The sequence below is a fragment of the Enterobacter sp. MEB024 genome, from assembly GCF_030209635.1.
Lineage (GTDB): Bacteria > Pseudomonadota > Gammaproteobacteria > Enterobacterales > Enterobacteriaceae > Enterobacter > Enterobacter ludwigii.
The window spans coordinates 339032-357244 of sequence record NZ_JARVRQ010000015.1 but is presented as its reverse complement, the minus strand read 5'-3'; the positions used below and the strand labels follow the sequence as shown (position 1 = coordinate 357244).

At 55.7% G+C, this 18213-nt stretch carries 19 protein-coding genes; 9 read left to right on the top strand and 10 right to left on the bottom strand.

The annotated features are described in order from the left end of the window. The first annotated feature begins 30 nt into the window (after positions 1-30). Genes hpxW through hpxZ form a run of 4 tightly spaced genes read left to right on the top strand, consistent with a single transcriptional unit; the run spans position 31 to position 3590 of the window. A complete protein-coding gene (hpxW, locus tag QRN24_RS21435; protein WP_284943055.1) occupies positions 31-1614 on the top strand; it encodes an oxamate amidohydrolase in 1584 nt (527 codons plus the stop codon). A 10-nt stretch (positions 1615-1624) separates the two neighbouring features. Then, on the top strand, positions 1625-1813 hold the full coding sequence (gene hpxX, locus QRN24_RS21430; RefSeq protein WP_014169467.1) for an oxalurate catabolism protein HpxX: 189 nt from the start codon (positions 1625-1627) through the stop codon (positions 1811-1813). Beyond that, a complete protein-coding gene (locus tag QRN24_RS21425; protein ID WP_262105468.1) occupies positions 1810-3207 on the top strand; it encodes an AtzE family amidohydrolase in 1398 nt (465 codons plus the stop codon). Before hpxX ends, QRN24_RS21425 begins: the two co-directional genes overlap by 4 nt. Next, positions 3204-3590 carry an oxalurate catabolism protein HpxZ gene (gene hpxZ, locus QRN24_RS21420; protein ID WP_032677834.1) on the top strand — a complete coding sequence of 129 codons (387 nt, stop codon included), beginning with the start codon at positions 3204-3206 and terminating at the stop codon, positions 3588-3590. Before QRN24_RS21425 ends, hpxZ begins: the two co-directional genes overlap by 4 nt. Before the next feature lie 90 nt (positions 3591-3680). On the opposite strand, the gene puuE is transcribed toward hpxZ, so the two are convergent. From puuE to QRN24_RS21405, 3 genes are read right to left on the bottom strand one after another with little or no spacing between them, the layout of a single operon-like run. Further along, positions 3681-4613, bottom strand: coding sequence for an allantoinase PuuE (puuE, locus tag QRN24_RS21415; protein WP_183516477.1), 933 nt, complete (start codon positions 4611-4613; stop codon positions 3681-3683). 14 nt (positions 4614-4627) lie between these two features. Further along, positions 4628-5371, bottom strand: a complete 744-nt coding sequence (hpxA, locus tag QRN24_RS21410; RefSeq protein WP_014169463.1) for an allantoin racemase — start codon at positions 5369-5371, stop codon at positions 4628-4630. Beyond that, complete coding sequence (locus tag QRN24_RS21405) at positions 5371-6087, bottom strand: GntR family transcriptional regulator (protein ID WP_020884746.1); 717 nt, start codon at positions 6085-6087, stop codon at positions 5371-5373. Before QRN24_RS21405 ends, hpxA begins: the two co-directional genes overlap by 1 nt. A gap of 144 nt (positions 6088-6231) precedes the next feature. Here QRN24_RS21405 and QRN24_RS21400 point away from each other — a divergent pair, with 144 nt between their 5' ends. Further along, positions 6232-7728: an NCS1 family nucleobase:cation symporter-1 gene (locus QRN24_RS21400; RefSeq protein ID WP_014169461.1), complete on the top strand. Its 1497-nt coding sequence runs from the start codon at positions 6232-6234 to the stop codon at positions 7726-7728. Between the two features lie 99 nt (positions 7729-7827). Next, on the top strand, positions 7828-9147 hold the full coding sequence (guaD, locus tag QRN24_RS21395) for a guanine deaminase (RefSeq protein ID WP_284943054.1): 1320 nt from the start codon (positions 7828-7830) through the stop codon (positions 9145-9147). Here the strand turns inward: guaD and uraH are convergent. Beyond that, positions 9127-9450, bottom strand: a complete 324-nt coding sequence (gene uraH, locus QRN24_RS21390; protein ID WP_148575928.1) for a hydroxyisourate hydrolase — start codon at positions 9448-9450, stop codon at positions 9127-9129. The two genes, guaD and uraH, sit on opposite strands and share 21 nt — an antisense overlap. Next, positions 9447-9947 carry a 2-oxo-4-hydroxy-4-carboxy-5-ureidoimidazoline decarboxylase gene (gene uraD, locus QRN24_RS21385; RefSeq protein ID WP_148575930.1) on the bottom strand — a complete coding sequence of 167 codons (501 nt, stop codon included), beginning with the start codon at positions 9945-9947 and terminating at the stop codon, positions 9447-9449. The genes uraH and uraD overlap by 4 nt, the downstream gene beginning before the upstream one ends. A 242-nt stretch (positions 9948-10189) precedes the next feature. Here uraD and hpxO point away from each other — a divergent pair, with 242 nt between their 5' ends. The 3 genes from hpxO to QRN24_RS21370 are packed head-to-tail and all read left to right on the top strand — an operon-like array spanning position 10190 to position 13359. Next, positions 10190-11344, top strand: a complete 1155-nt coding sequence (gene hpxO, locus QRN24_RS21380) for an FAD-dependent urate hydroxylase HpxO (protein WP_121340443.1) — start codon at positions 10190-10192, stop codon at positions 11342-11344. 17 nt (positions 11345-11361) lie between these two features. Continuing rightward, a complete protein-coding gene (gene hpxD / locus QRN24_RS21375) occupies positions 11362-12396 on the top strand; it encodes a molybdenum cofactor-independent xanthine hydroxylase subunit HpxD (RefSeq protein WP_032677828.1) in 1035 nt (344 codons plus the stop codon). A 12-nt stretch (positions 12397-12408) separates the two neighbouring features. Next, on the top strand, positions 12409-13359 hold the full coding sequence (locus QRN24_RS21370) for a PDR/VanB family oxidoreductase (RefSeq protein ID WP_284943053.1): 951 nt from the start codon (positions 12409-12411) through the stop codon (positions 13357-13359). Between the two features lie 262 nt (positions 13360-13621). Here QRN24_RS21370 and QRN24_RS21365 read toward each other — a convergent pair whose 3' ends face one another. From QRN24_RS21365 to QRN24_RS21345, 5 genes are all read right to left on the bottom strand, one after another. Further along, positions 13622-15013 (bottom strand): VasL domain-containing protein, encoded by a 1392-nt coding sequence (locus QRN24_RS21365; protein ID WP_284943052.1) that lies wholly within the window; start codon positions 15011-15013, stop codon positions 13622-13624. 87 nt (positions 15014-15100) lie between these two features. Next, the gene (locus tag QRN24_RS21360; RefSeq protein ID WP_238159463.1) at positions 15101-15445 is read right to left on the bottom strand and encodes a hypothetical protein; all 345 of its coding nucleotides are present in this window, start codon (positions 15443-15445) and stop codon (positions 15101-15103) included. An 89-nt stretch (positions 15446-15534) separates the two neighbouring features. Continuing rightward, entirely contained in the window at positions 15535-15984 is a 450-nt protein-coding gene (gene tssE, locus QRN24_RS21355) for a type VI secretion system baseplate subunit TssE (protein WP_014169450.1), read from the bottom strand. A gap of 869 nt (positions 15985-16853) precedes the next feature. Beyond that, positions 16854-17237, bottom strand: coding sequence for a hypothetical protein (locus QRN24_RS21350; protein ID WP_047366241.1), 384 nt, complete (start codon positions 17235-17237; stop codon positions 16854-16856). After that, positions 17230-18213: a DUF6402 family protein gene (locus QRN24_RS21345; RefSeq protein WP_113656753.1), complete on the bottom strand. Its 984-nt coding sequence runs from the start codon at positions 18211-18213 to the stop codon at positions 17230-17232. Before QRN24_RS21345 ends, QRN24_RS21350 begins: the two co-directional genes overlap by 8 nt.

The following is an 18213-nucleotide window of genomic DNA, read 5'->3' as shown; positions in this document are numbered from 1 at the left end:
CTTGTGACTTTTGGGTTATGAGGACTCTCCATGCAAAGTAATGTCTCCGTACACGGAATGGCCGTGGCGCCCCACCATCTTGCCAGCCAGAGCGCCCTGGCCATTCTGCGCGAAGGCGGTAGCGCGATTGAGGCAATGGTCGCCGCCGCCGCAACCATTGCCGTGGTTTACCCGCACATGAACGGTCTCGGTGGGGACGGTTTCTGGCTTATCGTGCCGCCCGACGGCGAACCGGTCGCCATTGACGCCAGCGGCGCAGCTGGCTCACTGGCGACGCTTGCCGCCTATGACGATGTCTCTCAGATCCCCCATCGCGGGCCTCGTGCGGCGCTGACCGTGGCGGGAACGGTGAGCGGCTGGGACGAAGCGCTGAAGGTTTCGCGCACGCTGACGGGCACCGCTCTTCCCCTGAATCGCCTGCTGGCAGACGCCATTGACTATGCCCGAAACGGCACGCCGGTGACCGCGTCTCAGGCCGCCGCCACGGCCAGTAAGCTGGATGAACTGAAGGACCTGCCCGGCTTCGCGGAGACCTGGCTGGCTGACGGCAAACCGCCGCAGGTCGGCAGCCGGTTTTATCAACCGGCGCTGGCCTCCACGCTCTCGCACCTCGCAGAAGACGGTCTGGACAGTTTTTATCGCGGCCCGCTGGCGGAGCGTCTGGCCCGGGGCATGGCAACGCTGGGGCTGCCCATCACCCTGGCTGACCTAAACGCGCATGTCGCCCGGCGCACCGCGCCGCTGAAATTACAGCATCAGCAGGGCGAAGTGTGGAACCTTGCGCCGCCAACGCAGGGGCTGGTGTCGCTGGCGATCCTCGGGATAACCGACCGCCTGTCCATGGCCGATGCTGACGAAGCGACCACCGTTCACCGCATTGTAGAGGCCACCAAGCTGGCGTTTGGTCTGCGCGATGCCCATATCACCGACCCGCGCGAGCTGAAAACCGATATCCAGAGTCTGCTGGATCCTGCCGCACTGGCCGCCCTCGCCGACCAGGTCGATGATAACCAGGCCGCACCGTGGGGCTGCGGCAAAGGCCCTGGTGATACGGTCTGGATGGGGGTGATGGATAACAGCGGTCTTGCCGTGTCGTTTATCCAGAGCATTTATCACGAGTTCGGCAGCGGCGTGGTCCTGCCTGATACCGGCATCGTCTGGCAAAACCGGGGAGCCTCATTCAGCCTAAATCCCCGTCACCTGCTGGCGCTTGCGCCAGGAAAACAACCGTTCCACACCCTGAACCCGGCAGCCGCGCGTCTGCATGACGGACGCGTCATGGTCTACGGCTCGATGGGCGGTGACGGCCAGCCGCAAACCCAGGCCACCCTGTTTACCCGCTATGTGGTGCAGGGGGTACCGTTGCAGGAGAGCATCGCCCGCCCGCGCTGGTTACTGGGGCGCACCTGGGGACAGACGTCCGACACCCTGAAGGTGGAAGGCCGCTTTACGCCGCAGACCGTCGCGCGCCTGCAGGCGCTGGGCCACGACGTGGAGTGCTTCCCGGCATTCAGCGAAGCCATGGGCCACGCGGGTGCGATTGTTCGCCATCCCAACGGGCTGTTTGAAGGGGCATTTGACCCGCGCAGCAACGGCGCCGCCGCCGGATTTTAAGGAGAGACTGATGAATACCACACAACCTGACTGGCATGCCTATCTGGCGCAAATGGAGTCCGTGCTGGGCGTTGAGCTGGATGACGCCCGCCGGGCAGAACTCTATGTGCAGTTCTGCCGTATCGCGGCGATGGCCGCCCCGCTGATGGCGCTGCCGCTTGATGACCGTCTGGAGATCGCAGGAGTATACAAAGCATGACGCTACACGAGATGAGTATCAGTGAGATCCAGCAGGCGCTGAGTGCAGGCGACCTGAGCGCCCATGACATCGCCCGCCAGACGCTGGAAGCCATTACGCGCATCAATCCCCACATCAACGCCTGGACCACCGTCACGGAAGAACGCATGCTGGCCGAAGCCGAGAATATCGACACCCTGCGTCGGGAGAAACGCCCTCTGCCGCCGCTGGCAGGCATTCCCTACGCGGTGAAAAACCTGTTCGACGTTGCCGGGCATACGACCCTTGCCGGTGCAGAGCTGTTCAGCCAGCGCCCCCCCGCCACCGCTGACAGCTTTGCGGTACGCCAGCTGCGCAGTGCCGGTGGCTTATTGTCGGGGATGGTCAACATGGATGCCTACGCCTACGGCTTTACGACGGAAAACAGTTACTACGGCGCAACGCGTAACCCGCACGATGTGACGCGCATTGCCGGAGGATCGTCCGGCGGCTCTGCCGCCGCGGTCGCTGCCGGACTGGTTCATTTTTCGCTCGGTACCGACACCAACGGGTCGATTCGCGTACCGGCCTCTCTGTGCGGAATATACGGTCTTAAGCCCACTTTTGGTCGTCTGTCACGCGCCGGCAGCCATCCGTTTGTCGCCAGTCTGGATCACATCGGGCCGTTTGCCCGTCGCGTGAGCGATCTGGCGTCGGTGTACGATGCACTGCAGGGTCGGGATACCAGCGACGGATTTCAGGCGGAGAGCTCCCGGGAGCAGACCCGGCCCCTGCTCGACCGCGGTCTGGATGGTTTGCGATGCGCGGTGCTCGGCGGCTATTTCAGTACCTGGTGCGACAGCGACATGCGGAACGCCGTGGCGCGAGTGGCAAAAGCCCTCGACGTGCAGGAAACGCTGCAATTCCCCGATGCCGAACTGGCCCGCTCCGCGGCGTTTATCATCAGCGCCTCGGAAGGCGGAAATCAGTACCTGCCCGCGCTTCGCCGCGAGCCCGGGCGTTTTGAACCGCACTCCCGCGAGCGACTGCTGGCCGGCGCGATGATCCCTTCAGCCTGGTATATTCAGGCCCAGCGTTTTCGCACGCAGGCCCGACAGGCGTTTAAAGCGCTGTTTGCGCAGGCCGACGTGCTGATCGCCCCGGCCACGCCGCGCAGTGCAACGCAAATTGGCGAAGAGATTATGGAGATCAACGGCCAGCCGTTACCGGTTCGCGCCAGCATGGGCATGCTGACGCAGCCGATTTCGTTTTTAGGTTTACCCGTTACCACCGTCCCGCTGCGCACCGCTCAGGGCAGACCTGTTGGCCTGCAGTTGATCGCCGCGCCGTTTAACGAGCAAGCCTGCCTGCGCGTGGCGCGGGTGCTGGAAGCAAGCGGAATAACCGATGCCCGGCCGGCGGAGATGGCACCATGATAAATCACGATGACATTAACCTTCCGTGGGTCGTTGCAGAAGTGACCGCAGCCTTTTACCGCTATGAAGATGCGCTGGTAAGCAACAACATTCCGGTGCTGGATGAGCTGTTCTGGCACGACAAAAACACGGTGCGTCTCGGTGCGGGCGAAAACCTGTACGGCATTGAGGAAATCCGCGCCTTTCGGGCGGCGCGCCCGTCCGCGGGTCTGCAAAGGACGTTGCGCCATACGGTAATCACCACCTTCGGAGAGGATTACGCCGTGTGTAGCACCGAATTCACCCGCGAAGGAACGGAGCGGATTGGCCGCCAGCAGCAGACATGGGTACGCTTCCCGTACGGCTGGCGAATTGTGGCGGCGCAGGTGAGCGTGATGGCGTAATGTTAATAACCCTGCCCGATGGCGCTTTTCCCATCAGATAAGCAGCAGGCCGGGACAGGCGTCACCGCCGCCCGGCACACTGCTGGACCGTTATTGTTGGAACGGGTGCACTTCACGCCAGTGATCGGCTATCTGCTGGCGGGTACAGACCCATACCCGATCGTGCTGCGCAAGGTAATCGAGGAACCGCTGCAAAGCACGAAAACGCCCCGGACGCCCCAGCAGACGGCAATGCATGCCGATGGACATCATCTTCGGCGCACGTTCCCCTTCTTCGTACAACACGTCAAAGCTGTCTTTCAGGTAGGTATAAAACTGCTCGGCGGTGTTGAACCCCTGCGCGGTCGCGAAGCGCATGTCGTTGGCATCCAGCGTATACGGCACAATCAGGTGGGGTTTGCGCGTGCCGTCGCTGCACGCCACTTGCGTCCAGAACGGTAAATCATCGCCATAGTAGTCGCTGTCATAGTCAAAGCCCCCATGTTCCACTACCAGCTGACGGGTGTTTGGGCTGTCACGCCCGGTGTACCAGCCGGCAGGCGGTTTGCCAAACAGGTCAGTCAGGACATGCACCGCCTTGTGCAGGTGCTCGCGCTCCTGGTTGATATCCATACTTTGATAGTGGATCCAGCGCCAGCCGTGGCTAACCACGTCGTAATCAGCTGCTTTGATGGCGTCGACGATATCGGGATGTCGCGCCAGCGCCATTGCCACGCCAAAGACCGTCAGCGGCAGGCCACGCTTGCAGAATTCGTTATGGATCCGCCAGAACCCGGCGCGGCTGCCGTATTCATAGAGGGAGTCCATCGACATGTGTTTGTCCGGATAACTGGCCGCACCGATGATGTCCGAGAGGAATTGTTCTGAGCCGGCATCACCGTGCAGAACGTGGTTTTCCGCTCCTTCTTCGTAATTGAGTACAAACTGCACGGCGATGCGCGCCTGGTTCGGCCACTGCGCGTGCGGCGGCTTGCCTGCATAGCCGCGTAAGTCCCGCGGATAATCCTCGTTAAAAAGCGCCATTATCACCCCCTCAATTAAAATGGATTCAGTGCCTGAAAGTGTCCGCTCAACGCTTTTTTCTCCGGGAAAGCCAGGTCCCCATGCTTGCTGGTTGACAGCCCCAGCGCCACCAGCGACTCGACCATTTTTACCGCCGCACTGACGCCGTCGATCACCGGCACGTGCAGCTCACGCGTCAGCTCCTGCGCCAGCGTCGCCATTCCACCGCAGCCGAGCACAATCGCGCCGCAGCCATCTTCTTTCAGCGCCTGGATGCAGCGCGCGCGCACCTTCTCCTGAGCCAGGCCGCTACCGTCTTCCAGTGCCAGCACCGGCAGATCGATGGCATGCAGGGCTGCACAGTGGTCCTGGAAACCATACTGGTGCAAAAGATGGCGGGCGATAATCCGCGTGCGCGGCAGCGTGGTCACAACGGAAAAGCGTGTTGCCACCAGCGTGGCCATATGCATCGCAGCTTCTGCGATACCGATGACCGGCCCCTGCGCCAGCTCGCGCGCCGCCAGCAGGCCGGGGTCACCAAAGCAGGCAATCACGTGTCCATCCACGCCCTGTTGCCGTCCGCGTTTTATCTGTTCGAGAACGCCCACGGCGGCGATGGCCTCATCAAAATGACCTTCTATCGAGGGCACACCTGCGCTCGGGCAGACGGCGAGGATCTCCGTTCCCGGTGCTGCCACCGCGCGGGCTGCGGCGCCGATGGTTTCCGTCATCGCGAGGCTGGTGTTGGGGTTAATCACTTGTATACAAACAGACGACATTACGACTCCTTGTGGCTGGCGAACAGCCGGGCAAAATCAGGCAGGCACTCACCGGCCCGTTCGAAACAGAGACTGGCGACAATATGTTCAAAATGGTGCATTAAGGCCTCACTCAGGGGCTGGAGCGCCTTCTGGCGCAAGAGTTCCACCAGTTGCTCGTGGTCATTGCAGCGGCAGCCCTGACGCCACGGCGCGCCCCAGGCTGCGATCACCAGCGACGACCGCTGGCTCAGGCCGGTCACCATCTCTGTCAGCACCTGATTGCCTGAAATGGCCTGAAGCTGAATATGGAAATTGGCGGAGTGGCGGATTGCTGCGGGACCGTCATACGCTTCGTGCGCCTGCTGCTCCTGGCGAATAATCCCTTCCAGCGCAGCCAGATGTGGCGGCTGACAGTGGGCCAGCACGTCCGGCAGGTTAGCCACCTCAAGCAGCGCGCGCGTGCGGAAGATCTGCTGCGCTTCTTCTACCGTCGGGCTGGCCACGTGTGCACCACGTTTGGGCGTTAAGGTGACCATTTGCACAGCGGCGAGTCGTTGCAGCACCTTGCGAATACCGGTGCGGCTCACGCCGAAGACCTCAGCCAGCGCCTCTTCAGGCAATTTACTTCCCGGGAGCAACTGATGTTCGACTATCGCGGTCATCAGCGCCTGAAAGATGGATTCATCTTTGTCATGCAGGTCTGGCGCGGTCTGCAGGCTGTTTATGTTGTTCATTCACCACTCCGATTTTTACTTTTCGCTATCGAATCGTATACATAAAAATAAAATATTGCATACAAGATTTATTATTTTGGCCTGGATCCTGCAACACCGTCTGCACTCCCACTTAACGGGTTTTCATTCACAGGAGCAGGTTTCATGCCAAACAGACAAAACGCGCAGCACGGTACGGCCGCTGATTCCGGTGCGGTTTACAGCCCACGGCTTTGCAATGAGGATCTGGCGCCGACGCGTGACCAGAACTGGAGCTGGTACAACATCTTTTCTTTCTGGATGTCGGACGTCCACAGCATGGGGGGTTATGTTGTTGCCGCGAGCTTCTTTACGCTCGGGCTGGCAAGCTGGCAGGTCTTGCTCTGCCTGCTGATAGGGATTTGCATTGTGCAGTTGTGCGCCAACCTGGTGGCGAAACCGAGTCAGATGGCAGGCGTACCCTACGCGGTGATTTGCCGTCAGGCATTTGGCGTTTTCGGGGCCAATATTCCGGCGGTGATCCGCGGGCTGATTGCTTTCGCATGGTACGGCATTCAGACCTACCTGGCCGCCAACGCGCTGATGCTGGTAGCGCTTAAGTTCTGGCCTTCACTCGCGACGCTCACCACCGGTTCGTTCCTGGGCCTGTCGCATCTTGGCTGGATCTGTTTCGCTATCATGTGGGTGCTGCAGGCGATGGTCTTCTGGCACGGCATGAGCGCCATTAAGCGCTTTATTGATATCGCCGGTCCGGCGGTCTACGTGGTGATGCTGGCGCTGGCGGGATGGATTGTATACAAGACCGGTTTTGACGGCATCTCCTTTACCCTCGCCAGCAAATCCCTGAGCGCCGGTGAGCAGACCTGGCAGATGATCACCGCCACGGCGCTGGTGGTCTCTTACTTCTCCGGCCCGCTGCTCAATTTTGGTGACTTCTCCCGCTACGGTAAAAGCATGGGGGAGATCCGCCGCGGTAACCGCTGGGGCCTGCCGTTTAACTTCCTGCTGTTCTCCATCGTTACCGTGGTGATTGTGTCGGGTACGCAATCGCTGTTTGGCCGCATGATCACTGACCCGATTGAAACCGTCAGCCGTGTGGGCAACGATCTGGCCGTGGCCATTGGCTTGCTGACCATGATCACCGCCACCATCGGGATCAACATCGTGGCGAACTTCGTCTCCCCGGCGTTTGATTTCTCTAACTGTTCACCGCAAAAAATCAGCTTCCGCACCGGGGGGATGATCGCCGCCGTCGGCTCTATCCTGTTAACCCCGTGGAACCTGTTTAACTCGCCGGAGCTTATCCACTACACTCTGGACGTGCTCGGGGCGTTTATTGGCCCGCTGTTCGGGATTCTGATTGCCGATTTTTACCTGATTAAGCGCGGCAAGGTCTCCGTAGACGATCTGTTTGATGACACGCCAAAAGGCAAATACTGGTATCGCAACGGTTTCAACCCGAAAGCCATCGGCGCGCTGGTGCCATCCGTTGCCGTTGGGCTGGTGATAAGCTTTATTCCCTCCTTGCATGAAGTGGCAAACTTTAGCTGGTTTATCGGCGTCTTCCTGGGCGGGGTCACCTACCGCTGGCTGGCGCGGGAAGAGCGTGAAGCGGCAGACGCCTCGTCGTTCAGCCCCCGCGTGGCGACGCAAAAAGAGTAACCCTTCCTCCGGGCCGCAGTTCCTCTGCGGCCTTTTTCATTCTGGCACCGTTTTTGCTCAGTCTCATCACCCCGCTACGCAAACACTAAGGCAGGAATCATGATGGACTACCAGACTGCGATCCGCGGTGCATTTTTTGATATTGCCCGGGTCTGCGACAGTGCAGACGTTATCGCCCAACAGGCGCGCTACCTTGAAGACGGGCTGCTGTTCATCCATAACGGCAAAATTCTGGCGCAGATGGCCTGGCAGGAGGGCGAGCAGTATCTTGATCCCTATAAAGGGTACACCGACCTGCGCGGCAAACTGCTGCTCCCGGGTTTTGTCGATACCCACGTCCATTACCCGCAGACGGAGATGATTGGCGCTTTTGGTGAGCAGCTGCTGGAGTGGCTGACCACGTACACGTTCCCGGTAGAAAGCCAGTTTGCCGATGAGGCCTATGCGAAAGAGATTGCGGCGTTTTTCATCAACCAACTGGTCAGCCACGGCACCACTACCGCGCTGGTGTTTTGTACGCTGCATCCTGAATCGGTCGAGGCGCTGTTCACCGAGGCCCTGCGCCTTAACATGCGCCTTATCGCCGGCAAGGTGATGATGGACCGCCACACGCCTGACTACCTGAGTGAAACCGCGAAAGAGAGCTACCGGCAGACGCGCGAGTTGATCCAGCGCTGGCACCACCGTGGACGGTTGGGCTACGCCATTACGCCACGCTTTGCCCCGACCTCCTCACCGGAACTGCTGGCCGCGGTCAGCCTGCTCAAAGAGGAGTTTCCCGACACGTGGATGCAGACCCATCTGAGCGAAAACCCAAATGAAGTGGCCTGGGTAAGCGATCTGTGGCCGGAACATGAACGTTATCTGGATGTGTATCATCATTACGGGCTGACCGGCGAACGCAGCGTGTTTGCCCATGGGATCCACCTCCATGAGAGCGAGTGGCGCTGTCTGCACGATACCGGCTCGGCAGTGGCATTTTGCCCCACCTCGAACCTGTTTCTTGGCAGCGGACTGTTCCGCTTACCCGCCTGCTGGCAACACCAGGTACGTATGGGCATTGGCACCGATGTGGGTGCCGGAACCACCTTCAGCATGCTGCGCACCCTTGGGGAGGCGTACAAGGTGGGTCAGCTGCAGAGCTACCGCCTGCGCGCCAGCGAAGCGTTTTATCACGCCACGCTGGGCGGCGCTCACGCCCTGAGGCTGGACGATAAGATTGGCAATTTCGCCCCCGGCAAAGAGGCCGATTTTATCGTCCTCGACCCGGCCGTTACGCCGCTACAGCGCCTGCGTAACCGGCGCTGTCAGGACATTTATGAGCAGCTGTTTGTGCTGATGACCCTGGGCGACGAGCGCAATATTAGCGAGACCTGGGTCAACGGTGTGCAGGTGTGGTCAACTGCCGCGGTAGGTTGACCACCCGCCCGGCGCAATCACAAACGGCAGGTGGAAGTGCTCGTCTGCCGTTTCTCCCGTCACAAAATCGATCTGTGCGCAGGGGTAAAGCGTGTCGCGGCCGGTTTCGGTGAACCAAGCCCCTATATCGGCCACCAGCCGGTAACGTCCTGCAGGCAGGAAAGGGATAAACGCGGTGATGCGCCCCTGGGCGTTAGTGAAAGCAGTGGCCAATACGACGCCGTCCTGCTCAAGATAAACCCTTACGCCCTTCGCCGGTTTTCCCGTCGAAATATCAAGAATATGCGTGCTTAACGTACTCATTCGTCAATGACTCCTTCCAGCCGAAGCAGCGTAATTTCCCGCAGCTGTTCCAGTGCGGCCTGTACCTCCTGCGCATCGCTGTTTTCCAGCCGGGCGTTCAGAGCGCGTAAAATCTCCTCACCGCTACGGCCTTTCGCGCGGATTAAAAACACGCGTCCAAAACGGGCCTCGTAGCGAGCGTTCCCTTCCTGCAGTGCCTGTGCCAGCTGCCTGTCGCGGTTGTCGACGGCACCCTGCTCCTGGCGCGAAAGCATCGCCTCCGCCCGGGCTCCCATCGGTTTCTCACCAATACGCGGGTGCGCATTCAGGGCCTGCGTAAGCGCCGTTTCATCCCAGGTTTGCGCCAATGTCCGGGCGGCGTCGAACAGTGCTTTGCGGTGTAAATAGGGCCGCCCCTGCACCAGCGCATCGGCCCAGTCGGGCAACGCCACGCAGGGCTGCAACCGCGCGAGCGCCTCTTCGTGGCTCAGTTGATTAAAAGTTTGCAGTGCAATCATACTCACTCCCGTCATATCGTCGTTTTATCGCTTTGCACAAACTACGCCACTCTTGCCATCCCCCATGAAACAGTCGATTCCGGATCGCACAACAGGAAATTATTGATTCATAAAAAGGCATTCTCACCGCGTTTGCGCACCTTAGCAGTGCAAAACCACCCCATACAACGCGCTTTTCGCCACTCTGCAGCCTGGTACGCAAATTGCTCTTCCCTTTCTACACCCTGCAAAAGGAGAGAAGCATGAGAGCAATCGTTATTGGCGCGGGCATTGGCGGCCTGAGCGCCGCTGTAGCGCTGAAGAAGGCGGGAATCGACTGTACCGTGTTTGAGGCCGTGAAAGAGATGAAGCCCGTCGGTGCGGCCATCTCCATCTGGCCCAATGGGGTGAAATGCATGCAGCACCTCGGGATGGGCGACATCATCGAGACCTACGGCGGCCCTATGCGCTTTATGGCCTATAAGGATCACCGGCGCGGCGATACCCTCACCCGCTTTAGCCTTGCCCCGCTGGTCGAGCGCACGGGCGGTCGCCCCTGCCCCGTGTCGCGTACGGAACTGCAGCGCGAAATGCTGAACTTCTGGGGGCACGAGAACGTTCAGTTCGGCAAACGCGTTGAAAGCGTCCGTGAGGACGCGGCTGGCATCACCGTCACCTTCATCGACGGTACTACCGCGACGGGGGATTTCCTGATTGCCGCCGATGGCAGTCACTCCGCGGTTCGCCCGTACGTGCTGGGCTATACGCCCGAGCGCCGCTACGCCGGTTACGTCAACTGGAACGGGCTGGTGAAGATTGATGAAGAGATTGCCCCTGCGCACCAGTGGACCACCTTCGTCGGCGAGGGCAAGCGCGTTTCGCTGATGCCCGTCGCCGGCGGACGCTTCTATTTCTTTTTTGATGTTCCGCTCCCCCTCGGGCTGGCGGAAGATCGCACTACCCTTCGCGCCGATCTCACGGGCTATTTCCGCGGCTGGGCGCCACCGGTACAGAAGCTCATCGCCGCGCTGGATCCCGAGACCACAAACCGTATCGAAATCCACGACATTGAACCGTTCGACACCCTGGTGCGCGGCAACGTGGCGCTTCTTGGCGATGCCGCGCACAGCACCACGCCGGATATCGGCCAGGGCGGATGCGCGGCGATGGAGGACGCCGTGGTGCTGGGTGACTGCCTGCGCGAGAACCACAACATCGCACTGGCGTTGCGGCAGTACGAAGCGCTGCGCTGTGACCGGGTCCGCGACCTGGTGCTTAAGGCCCGTAAACGCTGTGATATCACGCATGGCAAAGACATGGCATTGACCCGGGCCTGGTACCAGGAGCTCAAAGAAGAGACCGGAGAGCGCATCATTAACGGTCTGTGCGACACCATTCAGGCCGGGCCTTTAGGCTGAACGCGAGAGGGACAACCATGAAAATACAACCGACTCCACCCGCCCATTGTACGTTTGAGCCAGAGGACTGGCTGCGTCTGGCAAAATGCTGGCATCCGGTTGCTCGCGCCTGCGACATCGGCGCGGCACCGGTCAAAGCCACCCTGCTCGACGAACAACTGGTTATCTACCGCGTCAAAGACCAGGTTGTGGTCGCCCGGGACGTTTGCCCGCACCGCGGCGTACCTTTGACGCTGGGCTTTCACGATGAACACGGGATTATCTGCCCTTATCATGGCTTACGCTTTGGTGAAGATGGACGCTGCAACCGCATTCCGTCCAGCCCTGACCAGCCGGTTCCCGCGAAGCTTAACCTGATCAACTATGCCGTGGAGGAGCGCTTTGGGTTGATCTGGACCTGCCTGGCGTTTGATCCGGATAACCCAATGCCGCTGCCCACCATGCCGCACTGGGATAACGACGGATTTCAGCAGATCAACTGCCCGGCGTTTGAAGTGAATGGCTTCGCCGGCCGTCAGGTGGAAGGGTTTCTGGACGTGGCGCATTTTGCCTGGATCCACACTGACACCTTTGCTGACCCCAATAATCCGCTGGTACCCCATTATCAGCCCCAGGAGACGCCGTTTGGCTTTGTTGCCGATTACTGGAGCTCGGTGAGCAACTACCCCGCCAGCTCCGATGTCCAGGCGCCGGAAGGCTTCCAGTGGCTGCGTCATTTTGAAATGCATCTGCCGTTTACCGCCACGCTGACGATCCATTTTCCGGGGGAAGCCAGGCTGGTGATCATGAACGCCGCCTCGCCCGTCTCTTCACGGGTAACCCGCATGTTCGCCCCTATCGCGCGCAACTTTGACCTGCATATTCCGGTAGAGGAAGTGCACGCCTTCAATTTGCGTATTTTTGAAGAAGACCGCCTGATGGTTGAGACGCAGCGCCCGGAAAGCCTGCCGCTGGATCTGACTCTGGAAGCCCACATCCCTGCGGATAAAAGCTCGATTGCCTACCGCCGGGGGCTGAAAAAGATGGGCTTCGGCGAGTTTTTCCTGGTGTGACGGAGGAACGTGATGAGCGAAATGTTAAGCGTTATTGTCGACGGTCTCTGGCGTGAGGGGGATAAGAGTCTCGCCGTCAGGCTGGTGTCAGAATGCGGTGCCCCCCTGCCGGGCTGGCAGCCCGGGGCGCACATTGACGTGCATCTGCCCTGCGGGCTGGTTCGCCAGTATTCGCTGACCGGCGCAAGCGACAGCGAGAGCTATCTTATTTGCGTAGGACGTGAAACCGCCTCGCGCGGCGGGTCACGCTATGTTCACGAGACGCTACGTCCGGGGCAGAAACTGCTTATCTCCTCACCGCGCAATCTGTTTGCGCTGCACGAGGCTGAACGCTTCTTGCTGCTGGCGGCAGGGATAGGCATAACGCCCTTGTATGCGATGGCCCGGCAGCTGGAGGCTTCCGGCACCCCGTTTACGCTGCACTATTACGTTAAAGAGCATGGCAACGCGGCGTTTGCGCGTGAACTCATGCAATTTAAACGCGGCGAGTGTGTCATCCATACCATCAGCCCGCGCACTGCGCTGGCAGAGCACATGCCCACGCCAGCGCCCGGTTTCCACGCCTGGGTCTGCGGGCCGGCAGGTTTTATGGAGAAAGTGTATCAGATCGCCCTCAGGAGAGGCTGGGCGGAGAGCAATCTTCACAGCGAAGCATTCCAGCCCGTTATGCCCGCCGACTGTAATGAAACGGGCGAGATTTTTACAGTCAAGCTGGCATCAACCGGCGAGCGCTGGCCGGTGCCGGCGGACAAAACTATCGCGCAGGTGCTGCTGGAAAACGACGTGGCGGTACCGCTCTCCTGTGAAATGGGGATTTGCGGCGCCTGTCTGACGCCGGTTATCGACGGCGTAGTGGATCACCGGGATAGCGTGCAGTCGGAGGCGGAGAAAAGCGCAGCAGACCAGCAGGTGGCGCTGTGCTGCTCACGAAGCCATTCAAGGGAACTGGTGATTGGGTTGTAGAACGAAAAAACCCTGCGATATTGCTATCGCAGGGTTTTCGGATTTGGCGGGATCCACGGATAGTCAAAACAAACGGCATACCGGGTTTCGGAGAAAAAGCATGTCCATAATCACCGATATCACCTCAAAAAAAGCAGACCGGACGATAAAATGATCCCTCATGGCAGCATAACTGGCCTGACACTTCATCATCTTAAAACGGGGAAATATCCGCGAAGCTTCCCGTCATAATGACGAGTTTTAAAGTATCTTAACGATGGATTTACTCTGATGCATTCCGTTTTATTTCAGCATATCGGGCTGCCAGTTGTTTCAGATGCATCTCCAGCTGCGACCTCGCAGCTGCAGGTAAAGGTATACCAGGAGGATTTTCTGACAAGATACGCAGTTGCTCTTCAGCCGGTATGGACTGGTTAAAAGACTGCCGGACGGAAAATACAACGGACTTCAGTTCACTGACCGTCATGTATTTGCCTTTCTGCTCATCAAGCCCGTTCAGCCGGTCACTCAATTTTTGTAGCGATGACATCCCCTTATACCAACCATTGAGCTGTTCTACCGGTAATGCGGCAGCATTAAGGTGTTGCTGCCACTGTTGTATCAGGGGTTTTGCTTGCTCCGGCCACAGCACCTGAGCCTGTTCTGTAAGTTTTCGGCTGTAAGTAATACTCCAGTCAGGAGGCAATTTATCCAGTCGGGCAAGCTGCTGCTGTGTTTGTTCTATCATTGTTTGTGATGACGGAGATTGCTGACGCAACATATCCAGTTTTTCAGGCGCGAGAGGTGCAGGTAACGGAGCCAGTGAGGCAGCAAGCTGAGTCTGTAGCGGGTCTGGCCGGTGAAGAAATTGCCAGCTCCACACTGCGCCCGTACTTATTATCAGCATGGTACACATTCCGGCAGCGAAGAATTTCCACTTTTTTACCTGAGTGGGCATTGCCGTCAGTACTTCCACATTTGCGTGGTGTTCTGGCTGTGCAACGAATACCCACTTCACTGGGCTGTCTGGCGCTGGGGTCTCTTCAGAGAGACTACCGGTATGAGAGCCTGATGATATTACTGCACCATTCTTTACGGAGGCAGGCAGGACAATACCAGACTGAATATTCGACCCGGTACCGGTTGTATCGTTGCTGTTTTCCAGCCGGACAGCACTGTTGTGCATCAGGGAACGCAACGTATCGAGCTGGCTCAGATGCTTAAGCTCCAGACGTTGAAGCACCTCCCCCAGACTGCCAAGCAGTTGCTCAGCCCGATACAGTTGTCTGAGGTCGCTGTAATTGAGCGGGAGCGAGCGCATCCGTTGCTGAAGACGTTGGTTCAGACTGCTGAGGATTTCCATGCGGGCATGTACCGGCTGCGGCCACAGTGTGCCCCACTGATGGCTTATCAGCGCATCCAGTATCGCCAGGCCTTCATTGAGGCCGAATAAGCCGGCCAGTTGCGTCCGTGCCAGCGTGTACCAGGCCGCCGTCTGTAACTCCACACCGTTTTGCTCAAACAGTGAAAGGCAGAGTTTTTCGACATAATGCCAGTTCACATCCGGACGGGCCGGATGTGTCAGTTTACTCAGTTCATCACGCAGGGTGGCATAATCCGCTAGCGTGCGCGGATCGCCACCGGTTTTGATTTTTCGTGGAATGATGTCATTCATGGCTGAATATCCAAATGAAGGTTGCGGTGCTGTACTTCCTGTTTATGCAGCTTCACCACAAGTCTGCTGGTACTGCCAGGTTAACAGCTATGGAAGAAGCGCTAACATCAGACAAAAAGAAGTACTTTGATCAAAAGGTTGTACTGTGCGCAGCAACATCCCCGGGGGATTAAAGGTCCAGTCACTGAAATGACCTGCCCGTATGAACAGGCGCCCCAAAGAGATCACGCAGCCTTCTGCATGAAGGGTCACTTCCACGCATCCGGTCACGCCCTGGCCGTACAAAAATACTGGTGTCAATTTCACAGACTGGTCATCTACACACAGAAAGAGATCGGTAATCTCAAGAGACCCGTACTCCACCAGCAGATCCGTAACGGATGTAGTCAGCGTCTCCTCGTTCAATCCAGTACCTTCCAGCCACGCGTCCATTTGCTCCTGAAGCTGCGCATTCTCTGGCAAACTCTGCAATATCGGCCTGACTCTTACTGTGTGTTGGAACTGATGAAAGCTGTCTGGCCTTACACACGAATTGCGGTATCGAGATACTGCTGTTGCTTCAGGTGCCTCAGCATCACGCGTCCTTCGGGCATAAACTCGGTGCCGTAACGTACGAGGCCAATGCCCTTAAGCTCAGCATCAATGGCATAACGCAACTCTCCTGGCACGTGCTGTTCAAGTAAAGTTACATTGAGGGACTGCAAACGGGGTTCATACTTGAGCAGGACACCGGCCAGCGTATCGATCAGCTCGTGGGCTGTACCCGGCATGCCTTGCAGAATTTTGGTCATGTCCGGCAAACCATAATCTGGTAAATGGGATATGGTCCCGGCTCGGGCGTTCAAAATACGCTGGATGTTATCCAGTACAGATAAAATAACCTGGTCTTCTTCGTTTACAACTTCAAGGGGAAGATCCCCTGTAAAGTTGCCGGTAAGAATTTCATATAAAGAGGGCGTTTTTTGATTCATAATATAGCATATTATTTTAAATGATAGAGGTTTAGGTTCTAAGGGATGTGAATTACCTTATCTTTCTTTCAAGGATTTTTTTGCAAAAATAATTATTGAACAACCGGATAATGAGGAACAAAACATCAATATTACTCGAAGTGGATTTGTTCCATACCAAGAATAAAGCATAAAGATAATAACCAGGCCAAAGATTACTGAAGAGTGCTTTGGTTTTATAGATGTTGCCAGAAATGTAATGGGTATGATAATGCATCTCATATAGAAGATTAAAAATCCGAGCCCTACCCCCTACTCCTTGGTGTAAAGTAAGTTATGTACCATTCGTAACCCAAATGATGCACTGCTAGAACGATAATACATCCAAGGAAGGCTATTATTAGTTTTACTAATTTTTTTATTTTTTGCATTCAGGTAAAATCCAGCCTGAAAACCCGCTGTCAGATGGGGAAAGAAAATCAATGCCTGACCATTCAGGTGCAACTAAATCAGAGAACTGACACTCCCAAAATGCCAAGCTGAACTTTTTATTTTTTCTCCAGTTTTATCATAGACGACGAAAAATGATTAATTTGAAAAAAGACGTAATACCCGTCCTACGCCGCCAAAAGGCTTGTAGTCAGGAATGTAAGTAATAGCATAGCAAGAGTTGACCTCATTCCATATTTTTTCACTGGATGTAGATTTCTTATAAGTCAGTGTCTTTATTGACAGAAGAATAATAGATAGTGATACAAAAAAACAGAGTATCAATTTCACTATGAGCTTAATTGAGCTAAGCATGTTTTTATTCCATCGACGAATGTTCTTTAATGCCAATATTGTTACATCTGGTCATTTGATTATTTTAAACATGAATTGCTAAGATGTTAATGGCATTCAGGAATATGCCATCCGTCCCATCCATCACTTGTAGGATAAGTTGCGTTCTGTCCATGCCATTCTGGGGCCACCAAATCAGAAAATTGAGACTGCCAAAAATACCATGCAGAGTTTTTTATTTTCTTTCCATTCTGGTCATACACAATAAAGAAGGATTGATTAGAAAACAACCTCAACACCCGTCCAATTCCACCATATGGACGATAATCAGGAATATAAGTGACCAGCTCGCACTTTTTATCTCGACTCCATATTGAATCATTCTTTATTGCGCCTCTATAAGCCAAGATTTTAACAGTCATTAAAATAAAGGAAAAAATGATCGCTGAGATAAAGATCAGGAAAAATATTCTTTTTAAGTAATTATTCATTTATGTTTTTCCCCTTCCAGAAAGAATATTCCTCCATATCTATCTTGCTAAGATGAATGATAATATTTGTAGGGATTTTCTTCACTGTAGAGTATACAAAAAAATCTCCAGTTTTATTGGTGCTCTTGTATTTCCCCCTGTATTTGACAAATGATGAGTTTGTAATCCTAAAGTATCTACAACCGTCCTCATCGATGAATTCTTTTTTCATAAGTTCGCTAATCACCCCGGGTTTGATGACCCCACACTCTCCCCAATATCCCAAAGGTTGATCATCACCATCATTCATAAATTCGTAGGTGTCCCTGACGTACAGTCCCAGTTCTCTAATCTCCAATCTCATAAACCCTCTTTGATCTCTTGTTACATTTAGATTTGTGAATGCAACTTTGATTATGAAAGAGCCCAGAGCACCGTATACATCATCCAGACTATCAGTCGCCTTCTCCCACAATGTACTACCAATTTTTATAAAGTTAAACTGACTTGTCTTATCCAATTCGATTGCTGACATATTGTCATAGTTCACATAACAGCTTTTTAGCTCATTGTTAACCAAAAACCCAGATTTTTCCAACCTATTCAAAATATAGCAAAGTCCATTCGAAAGCTGATTTGTAATTTGCTTTTTTCGCCCCAGAAAATCGTCATACTCAATGACGCTTGAAACTTTCATTACAAAGTTATCATAGATTGGTTTTATTCGTGAGGATGAAGTTAATAGCCATTCAAATTCTAAATCGTCGAGAATGTGCTGTTTTTGTATTGTGCTGATGTCGATTTTGTTAAGCTTCTCCTGCTTACTCATTTCATAATACGGGTCATTGAACCACTTTCGCATAAAACTAGCTGCAATTTTCCAACCTTTCTTCTCCATTACATCAGGAATGTCCGTTATTTTGAATATCTTAACAGAGATGATTTCTTTATTTTCATCTTGGTTAGTAAGTTTTGATTTAACTTTCATATCAACCAT